The sequence below is a fragment of the Streptomyces yatensis genome, assembly GCF_018069625.1.
GTDB classification, from domain to species: Bacteria; Actinomycetota; Actinomycetes; order Streptomycetales; family Streptomycetaceae; genus Streptomyces; species Streptomyces yatensis.
In genome coordinates, this window is record NZ_CP072941.1 from 6073017 (window position 1) to 6095723 (window position 22707).

Annotated in this window: 20 protein-coding genes; 15 read left to right on the plus strand and 5 right to left on the minus strand. The window is 70.8% G+C overall.

Annotated features, from left to right (window positions below):
* Positions 1-12 precede the first annotated feature (12 nt).
* Genes J8403_RS25560 through hutI form a run of 3 tightly spaced genes read left to right on the plus strand, consistent with a single transcriptional unit; the run spans position 13 to position 3862 of the window.
* Positions 13-1224: an allantoate amidohydrolase gene (locus J8403_RS25560; protein ID WP_211128428.1), complete on the plus strand. Its 1212-nt coding sequence runs from the start codon at positions 13-15 to the stop codon at positions 1222-1224.
* On the plus strand, positions 1221-2621 hold the full coding sequence (locus tag J8403_RS25565) for a formimidoylglutamate deiminase (protein WP_211128429.1): 1401 nt from the start codon (positions 1221-1223) through the stop codon (positions 2619-2621). Before J8403_RS25560 ends, J8403_RS25565 begins: the two co-directional genes overlap by 4 nt.
* A gap of 44 nt (positions 2622-2665) precedes the next feature.
* The gene (gene hutI / locus J8403_RS25570; protein WP_211125204.1) at positions 2666-3862 is read left to right on the plus strand and encodes an imidazolonepropionase; all 1197 of its coding nucleotides are present in this window, start codon (positions 2666-2668) and stop codon (positions 3860-3862) included.
* 96 nt (positions 3863-3958) lie between these two features.
* On the opposite strand, the gene J8403_RS25575 is transcribed toward hutI, so the two are convergent.
* A complete protein-coding gene (locus J8403_RS25575; protein ID WP_211125205.1) occupies positions 3959-4903 on the minus strand; it encodes an RNA polymerase sigma factor SigF in 945 nt (314 codons plus the stop codon).
* Between the two features lie 261 nt (positions 4904-5164).
* Between J8403_RS25575 and J8403_RS25580 the strand changes: the two genes are divergently transcribed.
* From J8403_RS25580 to J8403_RS25605, 6 genes are all read left to right on the plus strand, one after another.
* On the plus strand, positions 5165-5533 hold the full coding sequence (locus J8403_RS25580) for an STAS domain-containing protein (RefSeq protein WP_069873351.1): 369 nt from the start codon (positions 5165-5167) through the stop codon (positions 5531-5533).
* Positions 5534-5716: 183 nt separating this feature from the next.
* A complete protein-coding gene (locus tag J8403_RS25585) occupies positions 5717-6235 on the plus strand; it encodes an ATP-binding protein (protein ID WP_208520919.1) in 519 nt (172 codons plus the stop codon).
* A 356-nt stretch (positions 6236-6591) separates the two neighbouring features.
* Positions 6592-7338 (plus strand): LPXTG cell wall anchor domain-containing protein, encoded by a 747-nt coding sequence (locus J8403_RS25590; RefSeq protein ID WP_211125206.1) that lies wholly within the window; start codon positions 6592-6594, stop codon positions 7336-7338.
* Between the two features lie 26 nt (positions 7339-7364).
* Positions 7365-8372, plus strand: a complete 1008-nt coding sequence (locus tag J8403_RS25595) for a COG1470 family protein (protein ID WP_246585985.1) — start codon at positions 7365-7367, stop codon at positions 8370-8372.
* Positions 8369-9430: a hypothetical protein gene (locus tag J8403_RS25600; RefSeq protein WP_211125208.1), complete on the plus strand. Its 1062-nt coding sequence runs from the start codon at positions 8369-8371 to the stop codon at positions 9428-9430. Before J8403_RS25595 ends, J8403_RS25600 begins: the two co-directional genes overlap by 4 nt.
* 1 nt (position 9431) lies before the next feature.
* Positions 9432-10817, plus strand: a complete 1386-nt coding sequence (locus J8403_RS25605) for a hypothetical protein (RefSeq protein WP_211125209.1) — start codon at positions 9432-9434, stop codon at positions 10815-10817.
* A gap of 95 nt (positions 10818-10912) precedes the next feature.
* On the opposite strand, the gene J8403_RS25610 is transcribed toward J8403_RS25605, so the two are convergent.
* Positions 10913-12439 (minus strand): peptide MFS transporter, encoded by a 1527-nt coding sequence (locus tag J8403_RS25610; protein WP_211125210.1) that lies wholly within the window; start codon positions 12437-12439, stop codon positions 10913-10915.
* 325 nt (positions 12440-12764) lie between these two features.
* Between J8403_RS25610 and J8403_RS25615 the strand changes: the two genes are divergently transcribed.
* Both J8403_RS25615 and J8403_RS25620 read left to right on the plus strand, forming a co-directional pair.
* The gene (locus J8403_RS25615; protein ID WP_014061218.1) at positions 12765-13445 is read left to right on the plus strand and encodes a response regulator transcription factor; all 681 of its coding nucleotides are present in this window, start codon (positions 12765-12767) and stop codon (positions 13443-13445) included.
* 31 nt (positions 13446-13476) lie between these two features.
* Positions 13477-14727 (plus strand): ATP-binding protein, encoded by a 1251-nt coding sequence (locus J8403_RS25620; protein WP_211125211.1) that lies wholly within the window; start codon positions 13477-13479, stop codon positions 14725-14727.
* Between the two features lie 36 nt (positions 14728-14763).
* On the opposite strand, the gene J8403_RS25625 is transcribed toward J8403_RS25620, so the two are convergent.
* The gene (locus J8403_RS25625) at positions 14764-15291 is read right to left on the minus strand and encodes a GtrA family protein (RefSeq protein WP_059145136.1); all 528 of its coding nucleotides are present in this window, start codon (positions 15289-15291) and stop codon (positions 14764-14766) included.
* 163 nt (positions 15292-15454) lie between these two features.
* Between J8403_RS25625 and J8403_RS25630 the strand changes: the two genes are divergently transcribed.
* The 3 genes from J8403_RS25630 (at position 15455) to J8403_RS25640 (ending at position 18478) form a co-directional block, all read left to right on the plus strand.
* Entirely contained in the window at positions 15455-16603 is a 1149-nt protein-coding gene (locus tag J8403_RS25630; protein ID WP_211125212.1) for a 5-(carboxyamino)imidazole ribonucleotide synthase, read from the plus strand.
* Positions 16600-17124, plus strand: coding sequence for a 5-(carboxyamino)imidazole ribonucleotide mutase (gene purE / locus J8403_RS25635; RefSeq protein ID WP_093462347.1), 525 nt, complete (start codon positions 16600-16602; stop codon positions 17122-17124). Before J8403_RS25630 ends, purE begins: the two co-directional genes overlap by 4 nt.
* A gap of 154 nt (positions 17125-17278) precedes the next feature.
* Positions 17279-18478 carry a dipeptidase gene (locus J8403_RS25640; RefSeq protein ID WP_211125213.1) on the plus strand — a complete coding sequence of 400 codons (1200 nt, stop codon included), beginning with the start codon at positions 17279-17281 and terminating at the stop codon, positions 18476-18478.
* 125 nt (positions 18479-18603) lie between these two features.
* Here the strand turns inward: J8403_RS25640 and J8403_RS25645 are convergent, their stop codons facing one another.
* Positions 18604-19944 carry a UDP-glucose dehydrogenase family protein gene (locus J8403_RS25645; RefSeq protein WP_211125214.1) on the minus strand — a complete coding sequence of 447 codons (1341 nt, stop codon included), beginning with the start codon at positions 19942-19944 and terminating at the stop codon, positions 18604-18606.
* 163 nt (positions 19945-20107) lie between these two features.
* On the opposite strand from J8403_RS25645, the gene J8403_RS25650 reads away from it, so the two are divergent.
* The gene (locus tag J8403_RS25650) at positions 20108-21283 is read left to right on the plus strand and encodes an acyl-CoA dehydrogenase family protein (RefSeq protein ID WP_272934033.1); all 1176 of its coding nucleotides are present in this window, start codon (positions 20108-20110) and stop codon (positions 21281-21283) included.
* 62 nt (positions 21284-21345) lie between these two features.
* Here the strand turns inward: J8403_RS25650 and J8403_RS25655 are convergent, their stop codons facing one another.
* Entirely contained in the window at positions 21346-22662 is a 1317-nt protein-coding gene (locus J8403_RS25655; protein WP_211125215.1) for an LCP family protein, read from the minus strand.
* Positions 22663-22707: the final 45 nt, after the last annotated feature.

The following is a 22707-nucleotide window of genomic DNA, read 5'->3' on the forward strand; positions in this document are numbered from 1 at the left end:
TCGTTCCACGAGATGTGGCGCGACCTGGCCCCCATCGGTCGCAACACAACAACAAACGGCTACCGCCGCTACGCCTGGACGGAAGCCGACGCCGACTGCAGAACGTGGTTCAAAGAGCAAGCCCAGAACCGCGGCCTCACCTACGAAGTGGACCGCAACGGCAACCAATGGGCCTGGCTCGGCGACCCCACCGCCGGAAACGCCGTGGTCACCGGCTCCCACCTCGACTCCGTCCCGGACGGCGGCGCCTTCGACGGCCCGCTGGGCGTCGTCTCCTCCTTCGCCGCCCTCGACGAGCTGCGAGCACGGGGCGCGCACCCCGCCAAACCGCTCGCCATCGTCAACTTCGGCGACGAGGAGGGCGCCCGCTTCGGTCTGGCCTGCGTGGGCTCCCGGCTGACCGCCGGGCAGCTCACCCTGGACCAGGCGCACCAGCTGCGCGACGGGGACGGGCTGAGCCTCCCCCAGGCGATGGAGCGCGCCGGATACGATCCGGACGCCATCGGGCCCGACCCGGAGCGGCTGGCCCGCATCGGCGCGTTCGTCGAGCTGCATATCGAGCAGGGGCGTGCCCTGGCGGCGCGGTCCGACAGCGGCTCCGCCGCCAGCAACGACGCCGTGGGCGTCGCGTCCGCGATCTGGCCGCACGGCCGCTGGCGGTTCGACTTCCACGGCGAGGCCAACCACGCCGGGACGACCCGGATCGAGGACCGCCGCGATCCGATGCTCACCTACGCCAACACCGTCCTCGCGGCCCGTAAGAAGGCCAGGATCGCCGGGGCGCTGGCGACGTTCGGCAAGGTCAGCGTCGAGCCGAACGGGGTCAACGCGATCGCGAGCCTGGTCCGCGGCTGGCTGGACTCGCGCGCCGCCGACGAGGAGACCCTGGCCGCCGTGGTCGGCGAGATCGAGCGCGCCGCGCTGGAGCGCGGAGAGCGCGACGGGGTGGACGTGCGGGTCACCCGGGAGTCGTTCACCCCGGTCGTCGAGTTCGCCCACGACCTGCGGGACCGGCTGTCCGGGCTGCTGGGCGGCGTTCCGGTGCTGCCGACCGGGGCCGGGCACGACGCCGGCATTTTGTCGGCGTCCGTTCCTACGGCCATGCTGTTTGTAAGGAACCCCACCGGCGTCTCGCATTCACCCGCGGAGACGGCGGGCGAGGACGATTGCCTCGCCGGTGTGGCCGCGCTTGCGGAGGTACTGGAGGGCCTGGCGTGTCACTGACGGCGCAGACGTACTGGGCGGAGCACGCCTGGGTGGACGGAAGCGTGCGGTCGGACGTGGTGATCGTGGCCGCGGCCAACGGACGGATCGCGGCGGTGGTGCCCGGCAGCCCACGGCCGCCCGCCGGGTCCGTCACGCTCCGCGGTCTGACCATCCCCGGTCTGGCCAACGCCCACAGCCACGCCTTCCACCGGGCCCTGCGCGGTGTCGTACAGGCGGAGAGCGAGGCGGGGGCCGAGGCGGGGAACAGGGCGGGGAACAAGGCGGCGGGCGCGCCGGACTCCTTCTGGACCTGGCGCGAGGTGATGTACGGGGTCGCCGACCGGCTGACCCCGGACAGCTACTTCGAGCTGGCCCGCGCCGTCTACGCCGAGATGGCGATGGCCGGGATCACCTGCGTGGGGGAGTTCCACTACCTCCACCACGCGCCCGGCGGCACCCGCTACGGCAACCCCAACGCGATGGGGGAGGCCCTGATCGCGGCCGCGGCCGAGGCCGGTATCCGGATCACCCTGCTCGACACCTGCTATCTCTCCTCCGGTTTCGGGGCCGAGCCCAACGAGCACCAGCTGCGCTTCTCCGACGGCACGGCGGACGCCTGGGCCGAGCGGGTCTCGGAGCTGAAGAGCGACGGCAACACCCGCATCGGCGCGGCGATCCACTCGGTGCGGGCCGTCCCCGCCGATCAGCTGGCGACCGTGGCGGGGTGGGCCCAGGAGCGCACGGCGCCCCTGCACGTCCATCTCTCCGAGCAGACCGCCGAGAACGACGCCTGTGTGGAGGCGCACGGCTTCACCCCCACCCGGCTGCTGGCCGACCACGGTGTGCTGGGCCCGGAGACGACCGCCGTGCACGCCACCCATCTCACCCCCGGCGACATCCGGCTCCTGGGCCACGCCGCCACGGGTGTCTGCATGTGCCCGACCACCGAGCGTGACCTCGCCGACGGGATCGGCCCGGCCGCCGAGCTGCAGAGCGCGGGCTCACCGCTCTCGCTGGGCAGCGACAGCCATGCCGTGATCGACATCCTGGAGGAGGCCCGCGCCATGGAGCTGGACGAGCGGCTGCGCACCCGCGCCCGGGGCCACTGGACCGCGCCCCAGCTGCTGCGGGCCGCCACCGTGGACGGTCACGCGGCGCTCGGCTGGGGCGCGGAGGCCGGCCGGATCGAGGTGGGCGCGCTCGCCGACCTCACCACGGTCGCGCTGGACTCGGTGCGCACGGCGGGGCCGCCGCCCCGGCTGGGCGCCGAGACCGCCGTATTCGCGGCGACCAACGCGGACGTCCGGCACACCGTGGTCGGCGGCCGCCATGTCGTACGGGACGGCACCCATCAGCTCGTCCCACGCGTCCCGCAAGCACTGGCCGAAGCCATCGAAGCCCTGCACGGACGGTGACCCGGCCGCCACCGCAACGGCCGACGAAGGAGAACACCCCCACGATGACCACCGCGACGACTGCGACGACCGCGCCGACCACGACCGCCATCACCGACATCGCCGGTCTGGTCACCAATGACCCCTCCCTCGGTGAAGGCCCCCTCGGCCTGATCCGGGACGCGGCCGTCGTCATCGACGGCGACCGCATCGCCTGGGTCGGTGAGTCCAGCAAAGCACCCGCCACCGACAACCGGGTCGACGCCGGTGGCCGGGCGGCCATTCCGGGCTTTGTGGACTCCCACTCCCATCTGGTCTTCGCGGGCGACCGGACCGAGGAGTTCAACGCCCGGATGTCCGGCCGCCCGTACAGCGCGGGCGGGATCCGCACGACCGTCGCCGCCACCCGCGCCGCGTCGAACAACGTGCTGCACGCCAACGTCGGCCGCTATGTGGCCGAGGCGCGCCGCCAGGGCACCACAACCCTCGAGATCAAGTCCGGCTACGGGCTGACCTCGCAGGACGAGGCCCGCGCGCTGACCATCGCCGGTGCCCACACCGACGAGGTGACCTTCCTCGGGGCACATATCGTCGCCCCCGAGTTCGCCGACGACCCGGCCGCGTACGTGGATCTGGTCACCGGCCCGATGCTGGACGCCTGCGCCCCGTACGCCCGCTGGATCGATGTCTTCTGCGAGCAGGGCGCCTTCGACGGCGACCAGGCCCGCACCATCCTGACCGCGGGCAAGGAGCGCGGGCTGATCCCGCGGGTCCACGCCAACCAGCTCTCCTACGGCCCCGGGGTGCAGCTCGCGGTGGAGCTGGGCGCCGCCTCGGCCGACCACTGCACGCATCTGACCGACGCGGACGTCGACGCGCTGGCCCAGGGGGAGACGGTGGCCACTCTGCTCCCCGGGGCGGAGTTCTCCACCCGCTCGACCTATCCGGACGCGCGCCGGCTGCTCGACGCGGGCGCCACAGTCGCGCTGTCCCCGGACTGCAACCCGGGCTCGTCCTTCACCAGCTCCATGCCGTTCTGTGTGGCCCTGGCCGTACGGGAGATGGGGATGACCCCCGACGAGGCGGTGTGGGCCGCCACGGCCGGTGGGGCGCGGGCCCTGCGCCGTACCGACGTGGGCCGGGTGAGCCCGGGCGCCCGCGCCGATCTGGCGCTGCTGGACGCCCCGTCCCATGTGCACCTCGCCTACCGCCCCGGTGTCCCGCTGATCTCGGCGGTGTGGCTGGGCGGCACTCTGCTCTGACGCGTGACGTGATGTGAGCTGACGGAGCGGCAGCACGCACGGATAAGGGCCCGTCCCGGTCGGCCGGGGGCGGGCCCTTACTCGTCTGCGGAGACGTCACTCCTCGATCATCAGACCCTTGCGGAGCCGACGGAGGGTGCGCGACAGCAGCCGCGAGACATGCATCTGGGAGATGCCCAGCTCCTCGCCGATCTCCGACTGCGTCATATTGGCCACGAAGCGCAGGGAGAGGATCTTCCGGTCGCGCGCGGACAGATCGGCGATCAGAGGCTTCAGGGACTCGACGTACTCGATGCCTTCGAGTCCGTGGTCCTCGTAGCCGATCCGGTCCGCCAGCGCTCCCTCGGAGTCGTCCTCCTCCGGCTGGGCGTCCAGCGAGCTCGCGGTGTACGCGTTGCTCGCGGCCATGCCCTCGACGACCTCGGCCTGGCTGATGTCCAGCCGCTCGGCCAGCTCGCCGACGGTGGGGGCGCGGTCCAGCCGCTGGGCGAGTTCGTCGCCGGCCTTGGCCAGGTCGAGACGGAGCTCCTGCAGCCGCCGCGGTACGCGCACCGACCAGCTGGTGTCGCGGAAGAAGCGCTTGATCTCACCGACGATCGTCGGCATCGCGAAGGTCGGGAACTCGACGCCCCGGCCGGTCTCGAAGCGGTCGATGGCCTTGATCAGGCCGATGGTGCCGACCTGGACGATGTCCTCCATCGGCTCGCTGCGGGAGCGGAACCGGGAGGCGGCGAACTTGACCAGCGCCAAGTTGAGCTCGACCAGGGTGTTACGCACATAGGCGTACTCGTGGGTGCCTTCCTCCAGCACCTCGAGACGTTCGAAAAGGGTCTTCGACAGAGCCCTCGCGTCTACCGGTGCTACCGTGTCATAAGGAGGTATTTCCGGCAGATCGGACAATTCCGGCAGTTCATCGAAGAGGCCAACGGTCGCCTGGGCGTCCGCGTCGGGGGTGAACTGCTCGGGCAGGGGGGCCGACGAAACGGTGGTCCGGGTACTCCCCGAGGGTTCGGTACGCGTGTCGTCGAGGCGGGGTGACATAGTCTCCTCCATCGTTCTCGGCATATGGCTGCCGGTGCCATAACGTGCTGCTCCGGTGAGCGGCGCCTCCAAAGCCGGGCCGTAAGCGGATGTGACCCTCTACGCCTACCTGCATCAGCCACCAAGTGGCAAGTCCGCGTTGTCCATATTTGCCGAATTTGCCGAACTATGCGAAATGTTCAGCTACCAGAGGACCGGGTAGAAGGCGTAGGGTTCGATGCGCGCAATCGAAAGCAACGAGACGCCAGAAGAGGTGCGCAGATGGACCGCGGGATGGTCGGCAGCGCCAGCAAAGGCCGGCTCCAGGTCGAGGTTCGGCACCACGGGGCGAGCGCGGTCGTGACACCGGCGGGTGAGTTGGATCACCACACCGCCGAAGTGTTGCGCGAGCCGCTCGAGAAGTGCGTAGAGGGGGGACGTGTCCGGCTGGTGGTGGACTGCTCGAAGCTGGAGTTCTGCGACTCCACCGGGCTCAATGTCCTTCTCGGTGCACGACTCAAGGCCGAAGCCGAAGGCGGCGGCGTCCATCTGGCCGGGATGCTGCCGATCGTTGCCCGAGTGTTCGAGATCACGGGCGCGGACGCCGTCTTTACGGTGCATGAGTCGCTCGACGCAGCGCTTGTCGAGTGACATAGGTCACTCCTGTTCCCGGCGTGTCATCGATGGGTCATCGATGCGTTGCCTGCGTCACATCAGTGGGGCGGAAGTAGTGGGTGTTCTCACGCTTTGGCCGGGCAGGAGACAGGCTGAAACTGTTGAAGAGATCAGGTATCCCTTGACCCTGAATCGGTGAATCGGTGAGGTGAAGCGCTGATGAGCACCACCCGGCCGTACCCGCCGGGCGACCGCGGCCCGGACCCGGACGGCCCCGCGGCTTCGGCCTCCCCACCGGCACCCCCGGCACCCCCGACGGCCGGCCCCATCCGCCAGACCCGCAGGCTCGCTCTGATCGGGGCCAGCGGGGCCGTTCCGCGCGCCCGCGACTTCACACGCGAGGCGCTGCGCGACTGGGGGTGGCTTCCGGCCGCGACCGCCGACCACCGGGCCGCCGCCGAGGACGTCCTGCTCGTCGTCTCCGAGCTGGTGACCAACGCCTGTCTGCACGCCGAGGGTCCCGAGGAGCTGCGCGTCAGCTGTAACGCCAAAGTGCTCCGCCTCGAGGTCGTGGACCTCGGCACCGGTACGCCCGCGCCGCGCACCCCGCACCGCGCCGGCCGGCCCGGCGGCCACGGCATGTTCATCGTCCAGCGGCTGTGCCTCGACTGGGGGGTCGTGCGGAACGTGGAGGGATCCGGCAAGACGGTCTGGGCCGAACTCGCCGCGCCGGGCTGAAGAGCGCGGCTCACGCCCCACCACGATGCCGCCGTCCGCCCGCAGGCCCGGCTGATCCGCCGCGCCGAGCCGGCCGTGCCCACCACGGCCGGGGTCTCCTCCGGCAGGCCCGGCCCCGGGTCCGCCTGACCCTCGCCGCATGTCCGGCCCCGGGCCCGCCTGACCCCCGTCCCATTTCCGGCCCCGGGTCCGCCTGATCCCGCCGCCGCGGCGGCCGCTTCACCCCTCTTCTCCGCTTCGCGCCGATCCGGCGTGCTTTTTGTCTTCCCTTGGCAAGGTCCCCGGCGTACCGTCAGCGCCCAATCTGATGTGCCGTCAGTTACATTCGGCTGCGGCGCTTGACGAGAGGGGATCTCGTGGTGTCCCACAACCAACGGCGCCCGGCCGGCCGTGGCGGCGCCCTCACGCTCGCGGCGGCCCTGGCCGGCTCCGTGGTGCTCCTCGCCGCCCCGGCCGCGCACGCCGACACCGTGGACGTCGACTACCAGTGCAAGACGCCGATCGGCGACAAGAGCGCCGTATCGCCGATCGACATCAAGAGCACCGCGAGCGGCGGCGCCTACAAGCTCACGATGTCCTTCGAGAAGGGCGTCTCCTCCAGCCCCGTCGAGCTCGGCAAGGGCGCCATGCACCCCAGCGCGCTCATCAAACTGGGCGGGGCGGAGAGCGGCACGGTCTCGGTGGCGGGGCCCGCCAACGACAAGGCCATCCCGGCCAACACCCCGATCAAGATCAGTGACCTGTCGGGCACCTACACCCCCAAGAAGAGCGGAAAGGTCACCTTCACCGCCTCGACCCTCACCATCAAGGCGCTGGGAACGACCACGACCTGCACCCCCGGCAACAACCCCAAGCCCTCGCTGACGCTGGACGTCAAGGGCGCGGGCGGTGGCGGGGACTCCGGCTCCACCGGCGGTACGGGCAGCACGGGCGGTACGAGTACGGGCGGCTCCGGCGGTGCGCAGGGCGGCTCCGGCAGCGACCAGCTGCCACAGACCGGACCAGCGGACTCCGCCGTCGCGCTCGGCACCCTCGGCGGCACGGTGCTGCTCGCCGGAGTGGCCGGGGCGCTCTGGCTGACCCGCCGTCAGCGGACGCCCTGACGCTCGCGGCATCCGAGGAGCCGCCGATGCCGTCGCGTATCCGTGCCGTGAGCCGAGCGGTCGGCCGTACAGCCGGCCGTGCGGTGAGCCGTACAGCCGGCCGAGCGCTCGGCCGTACAGCCGTGCATGCCGTCGCCCGTCCAGCCGCCCGCGTGTGTGTCCCGGCCCTGTTGGCCGCGTTCCTGGTGACCCCGGCGCCCTGGGCCGCCCCGGCGGGCGCCGCCGGACCCGGCTGGTCGGCGGCTCCCGCCGCCGGCGGCGGCAGCGCACCGGGCGCGGGCGACCGGCCGTACATCTACCTCGAAGGCGGGCCCGGCGCCGTCCTGGAGGACAAGCTGTCGGTCACCAACAAGGGCGAGCGCCCCCGCACCGTCCGGCTGCGCGGCGCCGACGGCGTCCGTATCGCGCTCGCCGAACAGCGGGTCACGGTGCCGCCCCGCACCCGCGCCGACATCCCCTTCACCCTCACCGTCCCCTCCGACGCGGTGCCCGGCGAACGCCCCGGCGCGGTCATGGTCTCCTCCGGCGGCCGCGAGATCGCGGTCCGGCTGCGGCTGCGGATCAGCGGTGCGACGCTGTCCGCCCTCGCCGTGGAGGACGTGACGATCCAGGGCCGCGGCGACCGGGCGGCCATCCGCTACGCCCTCGTCAACCGCGGCAACACCGTGCTCACCCCTCGGCTGGCCGTACGCGCCGACGGGCTCTTCGGCCAGGTGCTGCGCCGGGACCCGCGCACCCTGCCGGTCGAGCTGCCGCCGGGCAAACGGGTGCGGCTCACCGAGAGCTGGCCGCACCCGCCCGCCCTCGACTCGGTGGACGTGCGGCTCACGGTCACCGCGGGCGGGGGCGCGCACGCCACGGCGACCGCCCGCTACACGGCCGTCCCGTGGTGGCTGCTCGCCCCCGCGGCGGCGGCTCTGGTGGGCGCGGGCGCCGGCGGAGGCGTCTGGCTGCGGCGAAGACGACGGCGCCGACGCCGCACCCCGGGACCGCAGCCGCAACCGCAGAGCACAGGGGCAGGAGCGACCACGTGAACCCATGCCGACGCGCAGGCACCCCGGCCCGGCCCTCCGCCGTGGTCACCGTGCTCGCCCTGGTCCTTCTCAGCCTCGGCGCACCCCTTACGGGCGGCGCCGAGGCGGCCGAGGGCCCGACCGCGAAGGTCTCCCGGGCCGAGGCGGGCACCGGCGGCACGGTCACCGTGACCGGCGCCCGATGGCGGCCGCGTGCCCTGCTCACCCTGCTCATCTGCGGGCAGAACATGATCGGGGGCACCAACTCCTGCGCCAACGGCGACGGCAGGGCCGTCACCGTCGGCGCGGACGGCACCTTCACCAAGAAGCTCCCGGTTTCCGAGCCGCCCAAACCCTGTCCCTGTGTCATCCATATAGCGACCGTCACCGGTGAAGCCGCCGCCGCGGACGTGGCGTTCAAGGTCGCCGGGCATCCGGTCGCGCCGCTGCCGAAGGAGCGGAGCGGAGGCGAGCGGCTGAGCGTGCTCTCGGCCCGGCTCGACGGCTCCAGCGGGCTGCTGACCTGGTTCGGCGCACCGCCGAGCCGACGGCTCGTCGTCACCGTCGGCAATCTCGGCTCGACCCCGGCCCGCGATCCGGTCTTCGACGTGGGCACCTCGCACGGCGTCTTCGCCCCCTCCTGGGAGGAGCAGCGATGGCGGGGGACGATCCAGCCGGGGAAGAAGGCGCAGGTCAAGCTGAACGTCGAACTGTCGGCCGGGGCCCATGGCGACTATCTGATCTCGCTGCGCTACGGATCCAAGCTGCTCGTCGAACAGCCGTGGGCGGTGGGACGGCCGTGGGGCGTCACGCTCTTCTGGGTGCTGCTGTGCGTCGTGGTCGCGGCGACGGTCTTCCGGATCGGCATGGCCGTCGTGGACAAGGTACGGCCCCGTACGGCCCGGGCCGCGCCACCGCCGCCCCCCTCCGCGCCCCCCTCCACCGGACCGGCCGGGGCGAACGGCGCGCGTCCGGCGCTGCCCTGGTTCACCCCCGACACGGCGCCGGAGGCACCGCCGCACCACCAGATTTCCGCACCGTCCGAGGAGATCCGATCGACTCCGAAAGGAACCACCTGAGATGCGACGAAGAGTGAGTGCGGCCGCCGTCGCGCTGCTGCTCGGCGGTGCGGGCGTGCTGCTCGGCGCGGGCAGCGCGGCGGGCGCCGAGGTCTCGTACAAGACCGAGTGTCTACCGCCTCCGATCTCCGGTATGCCGCCGGTGGAGGGCACCACGACCGTGGCCGTCACGGCACCGGCGACGGCCAAGGTCGGGGAGGAGGTCGAGGTGGTGTGGAAGACGGTGCAGGCCGCCTCCAAGAACCCGCCGATCCTCGACCTGGAGGCCAACACCATCCTGCCGACCGGCACCATCACGGTGGGCGGCGCACAGACCGGTGACCTGTCCCTGGAGGGGCCGCGGGAGAACCCGGCGATCCCCAAGGGCGGTGAGATGAAGCTGTCCGATATGAAGGGGAAGCTGAAGCTCACGAAGGCGGGCGAGGTGACGCTGACGCCCGGCGGCTACAACATCAACGTCAGCAAGCCGCTGCCCACGGACACCAAGTGCTCGGCGAAGGAGGACGTCAAGGCGGCCGCGACCATCAAGGTGACGGACGGCGGCGGCGGTCCGGGCGGCACGACGAGCGGCACGACGAGTGGCACCACGAGCGGGACGACCAGCGGCACGACAAGTGGCACCACGAGCGGTACGACCAGCGGCACCACCAGTGGCACGACCAGCGGGAACACCGGCGGCGGGGGCGGCGGAGACGATTCGTACACCGGTAAGGAGGTTGAGGTCGCCTACGCCTGCAAGACCCCCATCGGCGACAAGAACGCGACCTCCCCGGTCCAGATCAACGCCACCAAGAGCGGCGGGAGTTTCGCGCTGACCGTGAAGTTCGGCAAGTCCGTGATGGACAGCCCGGCCGATATACCCGCCGATTCGGTCAAGCCGTCGATGGCCGTCAAGGTCGGCGGTGCCGACAAGGGCACCGTCGCCGTGGCCGGGCCGACCAACAAGGAGCCCATCAAGTCCGGTGATCCGATCGAGATCCCCGACCTCACCGGCACCTACAAGCCGGGCGCGAGCGGCAAGTCGACGCTCACCCCCGGGGTGCTGACGGTCAAGGCGCTCGGTACGACCACCACCTGCACCCCGTCCAAGGACCCCGGTGTCTCGCTCGAGCTGGACACCACAGGCCAGCCCGGCGGCACCACCGGCGGTGACACGACCGGCGGTGGTACGAGCGGGGGCAGCGGCTCCGGGGGCGGCACCTCCGGTGGCAGCGGCAGCTCGGGCAGCGGCGGTTCGGCCACCAGCGGCGGGCTCGCCGACACCGGTGCGAGTGACCACGGCGGGCTGAAGGCGCTCGCCCTGATCGCCGGTACCACCGTGCTGCTCGGCGGCGCCATCTTCACCCTCACCCCGTGGCGCAAGCTGCGCGGCACCACCACCCGCTGAACCGAATAGCCACTCCGAACGGCGAAGGGCCCGGCGCGGTCTTCCCGCGTCGGGCCCCTCGTATCGCTACGCGGTACCGCCTACCGCCCCGGACGTCAGTGGACGTCGGCCATCAGGGCCACGACCTTCTTGCGGTACATGAAGACCGCGAAGCCGGCGAGCGCCGCCATGGCCGCCTCCAGCGTGATCACCCCGACTCCGCTGAGGTCGACCCCGGCGATGGACAGCAGCCCGGTGATGCAGTCGCCCGCGGTCACGGCCAGGAACCACACGCCCATCATCTGGCTGGCGTACTTCGCCGGCGCCATCTTGGTGGTCACCGACAGGCCGACCGGCGACAGGCACAGCTCGCCCATCGTCTGGACCATGTAGATCGACACCAGCCACAGCGGGCTGACCTTGGTCCCGTCCTGGGCCATCCCCATCGGCACGACGAAGACGAAGAACGAGGCGCCGATCAGGACCAGGGCCATCGCGAACTTCAGCGTGGTGTTCGGCTCCCGGTCACGCCGCGCCAGCCACAGCCACAGCCAGGCGAAGACCGGGGCCAGCGCCATGATCATCAGCGGGTTGACGGACTGGAACCACGAGGACGGGAAGTGCAGCCCGAAGATCGTGTCCGCGGTCTTGCCCTCGGCGAAGGCGGACAGCGTCGAACCGCCCTGGTCGTAGATCATCCAGAACACCGCGGCGGCCACGAAGAACCAGATGTAGCCGCTCACCTTGGTCTGCTCGACCGCCGAGAGCTCCCGGTCGCGCTTGATCCGGATGAGCACGCCGGTCGGGATGATCAGGCCCAGGATGGTGATCGGGATCAGCACCCAGTTGAGGGTCCAGCTGCCGCTGAGCACCACGCCGGTGTAGAAGACCGCGGCGACGATCAGCCAGAGCATCGCCTTGCGCAGCCAGGAGCGGCGCTCCTCGGCCGCCAGCGGGGTGGGGACGACGTTGCTCTCCGGGCTCAGATGGCGGGTGCCGATCAGGAACTGGACCAGGCCCAGGGCCATGCCCAGCGCGGCGAGCGCGAAGCCCAGGTGCCAGTTGTACGACTGGCCGACGGTGCCGATGACCAACGGGGCGGCGAAGGCACCGAGGTTGATGCCGATGTAGAAGAGGGTGAAGCCGCCGTCCCGGCGCGGGTCCTGCGGACCGTCGTAGAGCTGGCCCACCATCGTCGAGATGTTGGCCTTGATCAGACCGGAGCCGAGCGCCACCAGGGCGAGGCCGACGAAGAAGGTCGCCTGGCCGGGAACGGAGAGCGCCAGATGTCCGGCCATGACGATCCCGGACGCGATGACCACCGTCTTGCGCGGGCCCCAGACCCGGTCGCCGAACCAGCCGCCCGGCATGGCCAGCAGATAGACCATGGCCAGGTAGACCGAGTAGATGGCCACCGCGTTGCCCTCGGTCAGCCCGAGTCCGCCACCCTGCCCGCCGGCCTTGGCGTCGGGGCCGCCGGAGATCAGATAGACCACGAGGAGGGCCCGCATGCCGTAGAAGCTGAACCGCTCCCACATCTCGATCATGAAGAGAGTGGCCAGGCCGCGGGGGTGGCCGAAGAAGGTTTTGCCGCCGGCAGGGGTCCCCTGCGCGGTGGCGCCCTTCGTCAGGCTGGACGCCATGGTGGTTTCCTTGCGTGCTCAGAGAGCGCTGCCGAGCGGGCCAGCGCCCATGGGGGGATGGCTGAGCGACTGAGCGCCGGATGTGGTCCGGGCCGGTCGTGCCGACCCCTTCCCCGCTCCGGACATGACAGAGACCTTTGGGCGCGTCGTCGTCACCAAAGGCCCCGGAGGAGTGCTACAGACGTTGTTTCACCATACGACACGTACTTGACACTCTTGGAGACGGTGAGAGATAGCTCACGGCGGAGGCGTGCAACCGTCCGTGCACCGTCCGTCGCGCCGTACGCGCCCCGTGCCCCGACCTCAGCGGACTACCATCACCCCCATGACCCGAGTACTGCTCGCCGAGGATGACGCATCCATCTCGGAGCCGCTCGCCCGCGCCCTGCGCCGCGAGGGGTACGAGGTCGAGGTGCGCGAGGACGGACCCACCGCGCTCGACGCCGGTCTGCAAGGAGGCGTCGACCTGCTCGTCCTCGACCTCGGCCTGCCCGGGATGGACGGGCTCGAGGTCTGCCGTCGGCTCCGTACGGAGGGCCACGGCTTTCCGGTGCTGGTGCTCACGGCCCGCGCGGACGAGGTGGACACGGTGGTCGGCCTGGACGCCGGCGCCGACGACTACGTCACCAAGCCGTTCCGGCTCGCCGAACTGCTCGCCCGGGTCCGGGCGCTGCTGCGGCGCGGTGCCGTCGAGACACAGCAACAGCAGCCGGCCACCCACGGGGTGCGGATCGACGTCGAGTCGCACCGCGCCTGGATGGGCGACGAGGAGCTGCAGCTGACCGCCAAGGAGTTCGACCTGCTGCGCGTCCTGGTGCGGGACGCCGGGCGGGTCGTCACCCGCGATCAGCTGATGCGCGAGGTGTGGGACACCACTTGGTGGTCGTCCACCAAGACCCTCGACATGCACATCTCCTGGCTGCGCAAGAAGCTCGGTGACGATGCGGCCAATCCCCGCTATATCGCCACCGTTCGTGGTGTCGGCTTCCGATTCGAGAAAAGCTGAAGAAGCTGACCAGTACTGACACGGTGGGGCAATGCGCCGTCGCTTGATCAACTCCACGCTCGCCGTGGTGCTCGTCGTCATCGCGGTCTTCGGTCTGTCGCTGGTCATCGTCGAGACGCGGACCATCGAGAACAGCGCCCAGGAGAGCGTGAGCTCCGACGCGGTGCGCCTGGTCAGCATCGTCGACAGCAGGCTGCTGGGGGGCGAGGGGGTCACCCCCAGAGTGCTGCGCGAGCAGATCGAGCCCGGCCGCTACGCCGTGATCAGGATGCCCGACCACCGCAATGTGGAGATCGGCAAGCGCCCCGAGGGCAGTGTCATCTCCGCCGAGGAGCCGGGTGAGCAGGGCGAGGTCGTACGGGTCGAGGCGTCCCGGACCACGGTGAGCCGCGAGGTCGGCCGCACCATGCTGATCATCCTCGCGGTCGCGCTGCTCGCCGTGCTCGCCGCCGTCGCCCTCGCCGTACGCCAGGCGCACCGGCTCTCCGCCCCGCTCACCGACCTCGCCGAGACCGCCGAGCGGCTGGGCTCCGGAGACCCCCGGCCGCGCCACCGGCGCTATGGGGTGCCGGAGCTGGACCGGGTCGCCGATGTGCTGGACGGGAGCGCCGAGCGGATCGCCCGGATGCTCACCGCGGAGCGGCGGCTGGCCGCCGACGCCTCGCATCAGCTCCGTACGCCGCTGACCGCGCTGTCGATGCGGCTGGAGGAGATCACGCTCACCGACGACCCGGAAACGGTCAAGGAAGAGGCGACGATCGCGCTGGGCCAGGTGGAGCGGCTCACCGACGTCGTCCAGCGGCTGCTGACCAATTCGCGCGATCCGCGCAGCGGCTCCGCGGTCGCCTTCGACCTGGACGAGGTCGTCAAGCAGCAGATCGAGGAGTGGCGCCCGGCCTCGCGCAGCGAGGGCCGGGCCATCGTGCGCTCGGGCAAGAAGGGGCTGCGCGCGGTGGGCACTCCGGGCGCGGTCGCCCAGGTGCTGGCGACGCTGATCGAGAACTCGCTGATGCACGGTGACGGTACGGTCGCGCTGCGTACCCGGGTCACCGGCAACCAGGCCGTGGTGGAGGTCTCCGACGAGGGCCCTGGGGTCTCGCCGGACCTGGGGGCGCGGGTCTTCGAGCGGACCGTCAGCGGACGGAACTCCACCGGGCTCGGGCTCGCCGTCGCGCGGGACCTGGCCGAGGCGGACGGCGGACGGCTGGAGCTGCTGCAGCAGCATCCGCCGGTGTTCGCGCTCTTCCTCAGCCGGGAGGCCGAGGACGCCTCGGACTCGTGAGCCGCGCCGGAGGGCCCCTCGGGGCTACGGGCGGACCTACTTGCGGACCGGCTGCTTACGGGTGGCCTGGGCGGGCGGCGCGTCGGACAGGAAGGCTTCCGCGCGCACGACGGCGTCCCGCGCCGGCAGCGTCCGGAACACCCAGGTCCGGTAGGACCAGAAGCGGAAGAGGGTGCCCAGCCCGATGCCGAGGAACTTGAACACATTGCTCTGCAGTGAGCTGTCCCACCCGAAGCCATAGGTGGCGGCGTAGAGCACACCGTTCTCGATGATCAGGCCGATGGCGCTGAACAGCAGAAAGAGGCTGAGCTCCTTGGTGCGGCCCTGCTTGTCGCGGTCCCGGTAGGTGAAGTAGCGGTATCCCACGTAGTTGAAGCCGGTGGCGACCACCGTGGCCACGATGCTGGCCCGCACCACCGGCAGTTCGGTGACGCTGCGGACCAGGTTGAACACCGCGAGATTGACGAAGACGCCGGCACCGCCGACCACCCCGAACTTCGCGATCTCGCGAGCCAGTTGCCCCATCTGGGCGCGCAGCCCGCCGAGTGTGCTCCGTTCACTCATGGTGATCGTTCAGCCCCGTCCCGTCGGTGTCGTCCATCCCCCCATGCTAACCAGCGGCCGCACCCCGTGCCTTTCAGGCCGCGGTCAGGTGTCCGGCGGGTATGTCTGGAGGTTCCTCCAACGCAGGTCAGGGCCGGTCGGAGGGGGAAGTTACCCTGGGAGGGTGACATTCCCGGTAGTCGGCATGGTCGGCGGCGGCCAGCTCGCCCGTATGACCCACGAGGCGGGCATCCCCCTCGGCATCAGGTTCAAGCTGCTCAGTGACACCCCCCAGGACTCGGCGGCCCAGGTGGTCAGCGATGTCGTCATCGGCGACTACCGCGACCTGGACGTCCTTCGTGCTTTCGCACAAGGCTGTGATGTGGTCACCTTCGACCACGAGCATGTCCCGGCGGAGCATCTGCGCGCCCTGGAGGCGGATGGCGTGGTCATCCGCCCCGGAGTCGAGGCGCTGCTGCACGCCCAGGACAAGGGTGTGATGCGCGAGCGGCTGAGCGAGGCCGGTGTGCCGTGCCCGCGCCACCGCATCGTGGCCGACCCCGAGGACGTCGCGCGGTTCGCGGCGGAAGCGGGGGAGGGCGACGGATTTCCGGTCGTCCTCAAGACGGTGCGCGGCGGTTACGACGGCAAGGGCGTCTGGGTCGTCCGCGGTGTGGAGGAGGCGGCCGAGCCGTTCCGCGCCGGGGTGCCCGTCCTCGCCGAGGAGATGGTCGACTTCGCCCGTGAGCTCGCCGCCAATGTCGTACGGTCCCCGCACGGCCAGGCCGTGGCCTACCCCGTCGTGGAGTCGATCCAGGTGGACGGGGTCTGCGACACCGTGATCGCCCCGGCCCCCGGCCTCTCCGAGGAGCTGTCCGGCACGGCGCAGGAGATGGCGCTGAAGATCGCGGCGGAGCTCGGGGTGGTCGGCCATCTCGCGGTCGAGCTGTTCGAGACCCGCGACGGCCGGCTGCTGGTCAACGAGCTGGCGATGCGCCCCCACAACTCCGGTCACTGGACCCAGGACGGCGCCGTCACCTCCCAGTTCGCCAACCATGTGCGGGCCGTGCTCGACCTCCCGCTCGGCGATCCGCGGCCGCGCGCCCCGTGGACCGTGATGACCAATGTGCTCGGCGGGGACTTCCCCGATATGTACGGGGCGTATCTGCACTGCATGGCGCGCGACCCGGCGCTCAAGATCCATATGTATGGCAAGGACGTGAAGCCCGGGCGCAAGGTCGGCCACGTCAACACCTATGGCGACGACCTGGCCGATGTGCGCGAGCGCGGCCGGCACGCCGCCGACTACCTCCGAGGGACCATCACCGAATGAGCGCTCCTGTGATCGGCATCGTCATGGGCTCCGACTCCGACTGGCCCGTCATGGAAGAAGCGGCCAAGGCCCTCGACGAGTTCGAGGTCCCGTACGAGGTGGATGTCGTCTCGGCCCACCGCATGCCGCGCGAGATGGTCGCCTACGGGGAGAACGCGGCATCCCGCGGCCTCAAGGCGATCATCGCGGGCGCGGGCGGCGCCGCCCACCTCCCGGGCATGCTCGCGTCCGTCACCCCGCTGCCGGTGATCGGGGTGCCCGTACCGCTGAAGTACCTCGACGGCATGGACTCCCTGCTGTCGATCGTCCAGATGCCCGCGGGCGTCCCGGTGGCCACCGTCTCCATCGGCGGCGCCCGCAACGCGGGCCTGCTCGCCGCCCGGATCCTGGCCGCACACGACCCCGGACTCCAGGCGCGGATGTGCGAGTTCCAGGACGAACTCAACGCCCAGGCCACGGAAAAGGGCAAGCGCCTGCGGGCGAAGGTGGACGGCGCGGACGCGTTCGGCTTCGGCCGCTGACTTCCAGCCCCTCCGGCGACTGAGGAGCGGGGTCCGGGGCGGAGCCCCCGGTTTCGGGAAGGGGCGGGGTGGGGCACAGCCCGCCGCAGGCGCCCCACCCCACGCACGCCCCCCAACACGTGACTTCGCCCCGCCCGCATACGAGACTACGAGGATGACCGATCACCTCGCGCAAGCCCACGACCTGCTGGCCGCCCACCCCGTCGTGGACGGCCACAACGACTTCCCCTGGGCCCTGCGCGAGCAAGTCCGCTACGACCTCGACCAGCGGGACATGGCCGCCGACCTCACCGCGCACACCCACACCGACATCCCCCGCCTCCGCGCCGGCGGCGTAGGTGCCCAATTCTGGTCGGTGTACGTGCGCTCGGACTTCAGCGGCGACACCGCGGTCAGCGCCACCCTCGAACAGATCGATGTCGTCCGCCGTTTCACCGAGCGCTACGCCACCGACCTGCGCCCGGCCTTCACCGCCGACGACATGGAGGCGGCGCGGACCGAGGGCCGGATCGCCTCCCTCATGGGCGCCGAGGGAGGCCACAGCATCAACTGCTCCCTGGCCACCCTGCGCACCCTGTACGACCTCGGCGTGCGCTATATGACGCTCACCCACAACGACAACGTCCCCTGGGCCGACTCGGCGACCGACGAGCCGAAGGCGCACGGCCTCACCCGCTTCGGCGAGGAGGTGGTGCGCGAGATGAACCGCCTGGGCATGCTCGTCGACCTCTCCCATGTCTCGGCCGACACCATGCGGGACGCGCTCCGGGTGACCGAGGCGCCCGTGGTCTTCTCGCACTCCTCCGCGCGCGCCGTCTGCGACCATCCGCGCAATATCCCCGACGACGTGCTGGCCCTGCTGCCCGCCAACGGGGGCGTGGCGATGGCCACCTTCGTCCCCAAGTTCGTCCTGCCCGAGGCGGTCGCCTGGACCCGGGCGGCGGACGAGAACATGCGCGCCCACGGAATGCATCCGCTGGAGATGACGCCCGCCGGGATGAAGGTCCAGCGCGCCTTCGAGGAGGCCAACCCGCGCCCCCTGGCCGGCGTGTCGACCGTCGCCGACCATCTCGACCATATGCGCGAGGTGGCGGGCATCGACCACATCGGCATCGGCGGCGACTTCGACGGCACCGCCTTCACCCCCGAGGGCCTCACCGATGTCGCGGGCTATCCGAACCTGATCGCCAAGCTGCTCGGCCGCCGCTGGTCACCGGCCGACCTCGCCAAGCTGACCTGGCAGAACGCGGTCCGTACGCTGCGCGGCGCCGAGGACGCGGCGCGCGCCGCGCAGGGCACCCGCGGCCCGTCCCTCGCGACCATCGACCAACTGGACGCCGCGCCCACCGCCTGACACCCACCCCACCGGCCCGGCGCACCAACCTCAGGCACCCCAGCCCGAGGCTTCTCCTCTTCCCCGTCGCCTGGCGGGCGAGAGAGCCGAAGCGGTATGACGATCGCTCACGCGTGGGCGAACGGCTACGCCAGCGGGCGCCCCAGGGCGCGGTAGGTCCAGCCGGCCTCGCGCCAGTGGTCGGGGTCCAGGGCGTTGCGCCCATCCAGGATGCGGCGCTCGGCGACGACGCCGCCGAGGGCCGCCGGGTCCAGCTCGCGGAACTCGCGCCACTCGGTGAGATGCAGCACCGCATGGGCGCCCCGCGCCGCCTCGGCCGCGGTCGCCGCGTAGGCGAGGGTCGGGAAGAGGGCCCGGGCGTTCTCCATGCCCTTGGGGTCGAAGACGGTGACCTGGGCGCCCTGGAGCTGTATCTGACCGGCCACGTTGAGTGCGGGGGAGTCCCGGACGTCGTCGGAGTCCGGCTTGAAGGTCGCGCCCAGCACGGCGACCCGCTTGCCCAGGAAGCTGCCGCCGACGGCCTCGCGGGCCAGCTCGACCATATGGCCGCGGCGCCGCATGTTGATCGAGTCGACCTCGCGGAGGAAGGTGAGCGCCTGGTCGGCGCCGAGCTCACCGGCGCGTGCCATGAAGGCCCGGATGTCCTTGGGCAGACAGCCGCCGCCGAAGCCGATGCCGGCCCGCAGGAACTTACTTCCGATGCGCTCGTCGTAGCCGATGGCCTCGGCCAGCTTGACCACATCGCCGCCCGCCGCCTCGCAGACCTCGGCCATGGCGTTGATGAAGGAGATCTTCGTCGCCAGGAAGGAGTTGGCCGCGACCTTCACCAGCTCGGCGGTGGGGAAGTCGGTCACCACGAAGGGCGAGCCCTCGGCGATGGGCGTCTGGTACACCTCGCGGAGCAGCTTCTCGGCCCGGTCGCCGGCGACGCCGACCACGATCCGGTCCGGGTGCAGGGTGTCCTGGACGGCGAACCCCTCGCGCAGGAACTCCGGGTTCCAGGCGAGCTCCGCGTCCGCCCCCACCGGGGCCAGCTCGGCCAGCCGGGCCGCGAGCAGGTCGGCGCTGCCGACGGGCACCGTGGACTTGCCGACGACCAGCGCGGGGCGGCGCAGATGCGGGGCGAGCGAGTCCACCGCGGCGTTGACGTAACTCATGTCACAGGCGTACTCGCCGTGCTTCTGCGGGGTGTTCACACAGATGAAGTGGATGTCGCCGAACTCCCCGGCCTCCTCGTAGGAGGTGGTGAAGCGCAGCCGCCCGGTGGCGCCCTCGAACCCCGCGACATGGCGCCGCAGCAGGTCCTCGAGACCGGGCTCGTACATCGGCACCCGGCCCTCGGTGAGCATCGCGATCTTCTCGGGCACGATGTCGAGGCCGAGCACCTCGAAGCCCAGTTCCGCCATGGCCGCTGCGTGGGTGGCGCCGAGGTAGCCGGTGCCGATCACAGTGATCTTGAGGGCCATGCAGTGCTCCAGAACGGTCGATCGCAGATGCGGTGCCTGAGCATAGTCGGGACCGCGGGACGGCCTCAGCGACTCTGTCAGGTAACTCACGTATACCTACCGGGGCGTCGCCCCTAGAATTCAGTTACTTAACGGTAGTTAGCACTCTTGGGGAGTGAGAGGCTTGGCGTCCTCGGTGAACGACTTCGACCTGTACCGGCCGTCCGAGGAGCATGACATGCTCCGGGACGCCGTCCGCTCTCTCGCCGAGGCGAAGATAGCCCCCTTCGCCGCAGAGGTCGACGAGGGGGCCCGGTTCCCCCAGGAGGCGCTCGACGCCCTGGTCGCGAACGATCTGCACGCGGTGCACGTCCCCGAGTCCTACGGCGGCTCCGGCGCGGACGCGCTGGCCACCGTGATCGTCATCGAGGAGGTCGCCCGGGTCTGCGCCTCCTCGTCCCTGATCCCCGCGGTCAACAAGCTGGGCTCGCTGCCGGTCATCCTCTCCGCCTCCGAGGAGCTGAAGAAGAAGTACCTGGCACCGCTCGCCAAGGGCGACGCGATGTTCTCGTACTGCCTCTCCGAGCCGGACGCGGGCTCGGACGCGGCGGGGATGAAGACCAAGGCGGTGCGCGACGGCGACTTCTACGTCCTCAACGGCGTCAAGCGCTGGATCACCAACGCCGGGGTCTCCGAGTACTACACGGTGATGGCCGTCACCGACCCCGAGAAGCGCTCCAAGGGCATCTCCGCCTTCGTCGTCGAGAAGTCCGACCCGGGCGTCTCCTTCGGCGCCCCGGAGAAGAAGCTCGGCATCAAGGGCTCCCCGACCCGTGAGGTCTATCTCGACAACGTCCGCATCCCCGCGGACCGGATGATCGGCGAAGAGGGCACCGGCTTCGCCACCGCGATGAAGACCCTGGACCACACCCGGATCACCATCGCCGCCCAGGCCCTCGGCATCGCCCAGGGTGCCCTGGACTACGCCAAGGGGTACGTCCAGGAGCGCAAGCAGTTCGGCAAGCCGATCGGCGACTTCCAGGGCGTCCAGTTCATGCTCGCCGACATGGCCATGAAGCTGGAGGCCGCCCGGCAGCTCACCTACGCGGCGGCGGCCAAGTCCGAGCGGGTCTCCGCCGGAGGCGGCAAGGAGGACCTGACGTTCTTCGGCGCCGCGGCCAAGTGCTACGCCTCGGATGCCGCGATGGAGATCACCACGGACGCCGTCCAGCTGCTCGGCGGCTACGGCTACACCCGTGACTACCCGCTCGAGCGGATGATGCGCGACGCCAAGATCACGCAGATCTACGAGGGCACCAACCAGGTCCAGCGCATCGTGATGGCGCGCAACCTTCCGTAGCCCGTCACAACGAATGAGCGGCGCCGGGCCCGACGGGCCCGGCGCCGCTCATTCGTCTTGGATCAGTTGCTGGAGACCGTGACCTTGTCGTCGTTCTTCAGCTCGCCCATCAGCTGCTTGACCTTGGCCATGTCCCACTGCACCGCGCTGCCCTTGGAGGTGGACAGGCCGGGGTTGGAGATCGGCATGTTCATCTGCTTGCCGTCACCGCCGGAGACGCTCTTCATGGCGAAGAACATGTCCTTCACGTCCCACAGGCTCATGTCCTTGTCGACGACCAGGTTGTCCAGGCCGGCGCCCATCGTCGGGTAGAGCTTGAAGGGGTTCATGACCGTGCCGGGCGAGGCCGCCTTGTTGGCCAGCGCGGAGAGGAACTTCTGCTGGTTCTTGGTGCGGTCCAGGTCGCCGCCCGCGAGGCCGTAGCGCTGCCGGACGAAGGCGAGCGCCTGCTGGCCGTTCAGCGTCTGCTTGCCCTTCTTCAGGTCATTGCCGGACTTCTTGTCCTTCATGTCCTGCGGGATGTCGATGTCGACGCCGCCGACCCCGTCCACGAGGCTGGCGAAGCCGTCGAAGCCGATCTCCGCGTAGTGGTCGATCTTCAGACCGGTGTTGTACTCGATCGTGCGGACGAGCAGCGAGGGGCCCTCGGAGGAGTACGAGGCGTTCAGCTTGTTCTGGCTCTGCGGGATCCGCCGGCCGCTCTCCGAGCCGGTGAAGGCCGGGATGGTGACCCAGGAGTCACGCGGGAGGCTGACCATGGTGTTGCCGTTGTCACCGACATGGAGAAGGATCATGGAGTCGGTGCGGCGGCCGTCGGCCGAACCGGTGTGCAGCTTCTTCTTGTCCTCGTCGGACATGCCCTCGCGGCTGTCCGAACCCACGATGAGGTAGTTGGTGCCCTTGCCGCCGCCCGGCCGGTCCTCGACCTTGCTGAGGTCGACCTCGCGGCGGAGCTTGGAGTCGGCCCAGAAGTAGGTGCCGATACCGACGGCGAGCAGCAGGACGAGCAGGGTGACCAGGCCGATGGTTATCCGGCGCTTCCAGTTCTTCGGCCTCACCGGACGCGGCCCGGGGCCGCCCGGACCGCCGGGGCCGTAGGGGTCGCCGCCGCCGGGCCCGCCGTTGCCGCGGCCGTAGACCTGCCCGGTGTTGTAGCCGTCGTCGTAGTCGTCATAGCCCTGGGACGCCTGCTGCCGCGGAATGGTGCCGTGCGGCGAGAGGTCGGGGGGCAGGGGCGGCTCGTTGTACGGACCGCCCGCACCGGGCGCCGTACGTCTCACTTGTGGCATGGCGCGTGCCCCTTCCGGGTCGGGGCTGCCGCTACCACGTCCGTACCGGCCGCTGCGGTCGCCGGTCGATCCCTGGGGCCATTCGCTCATGCAAGGCAGTGTGCCTGGTCGGGTGGGTCGCCTTACAGGGCGGGT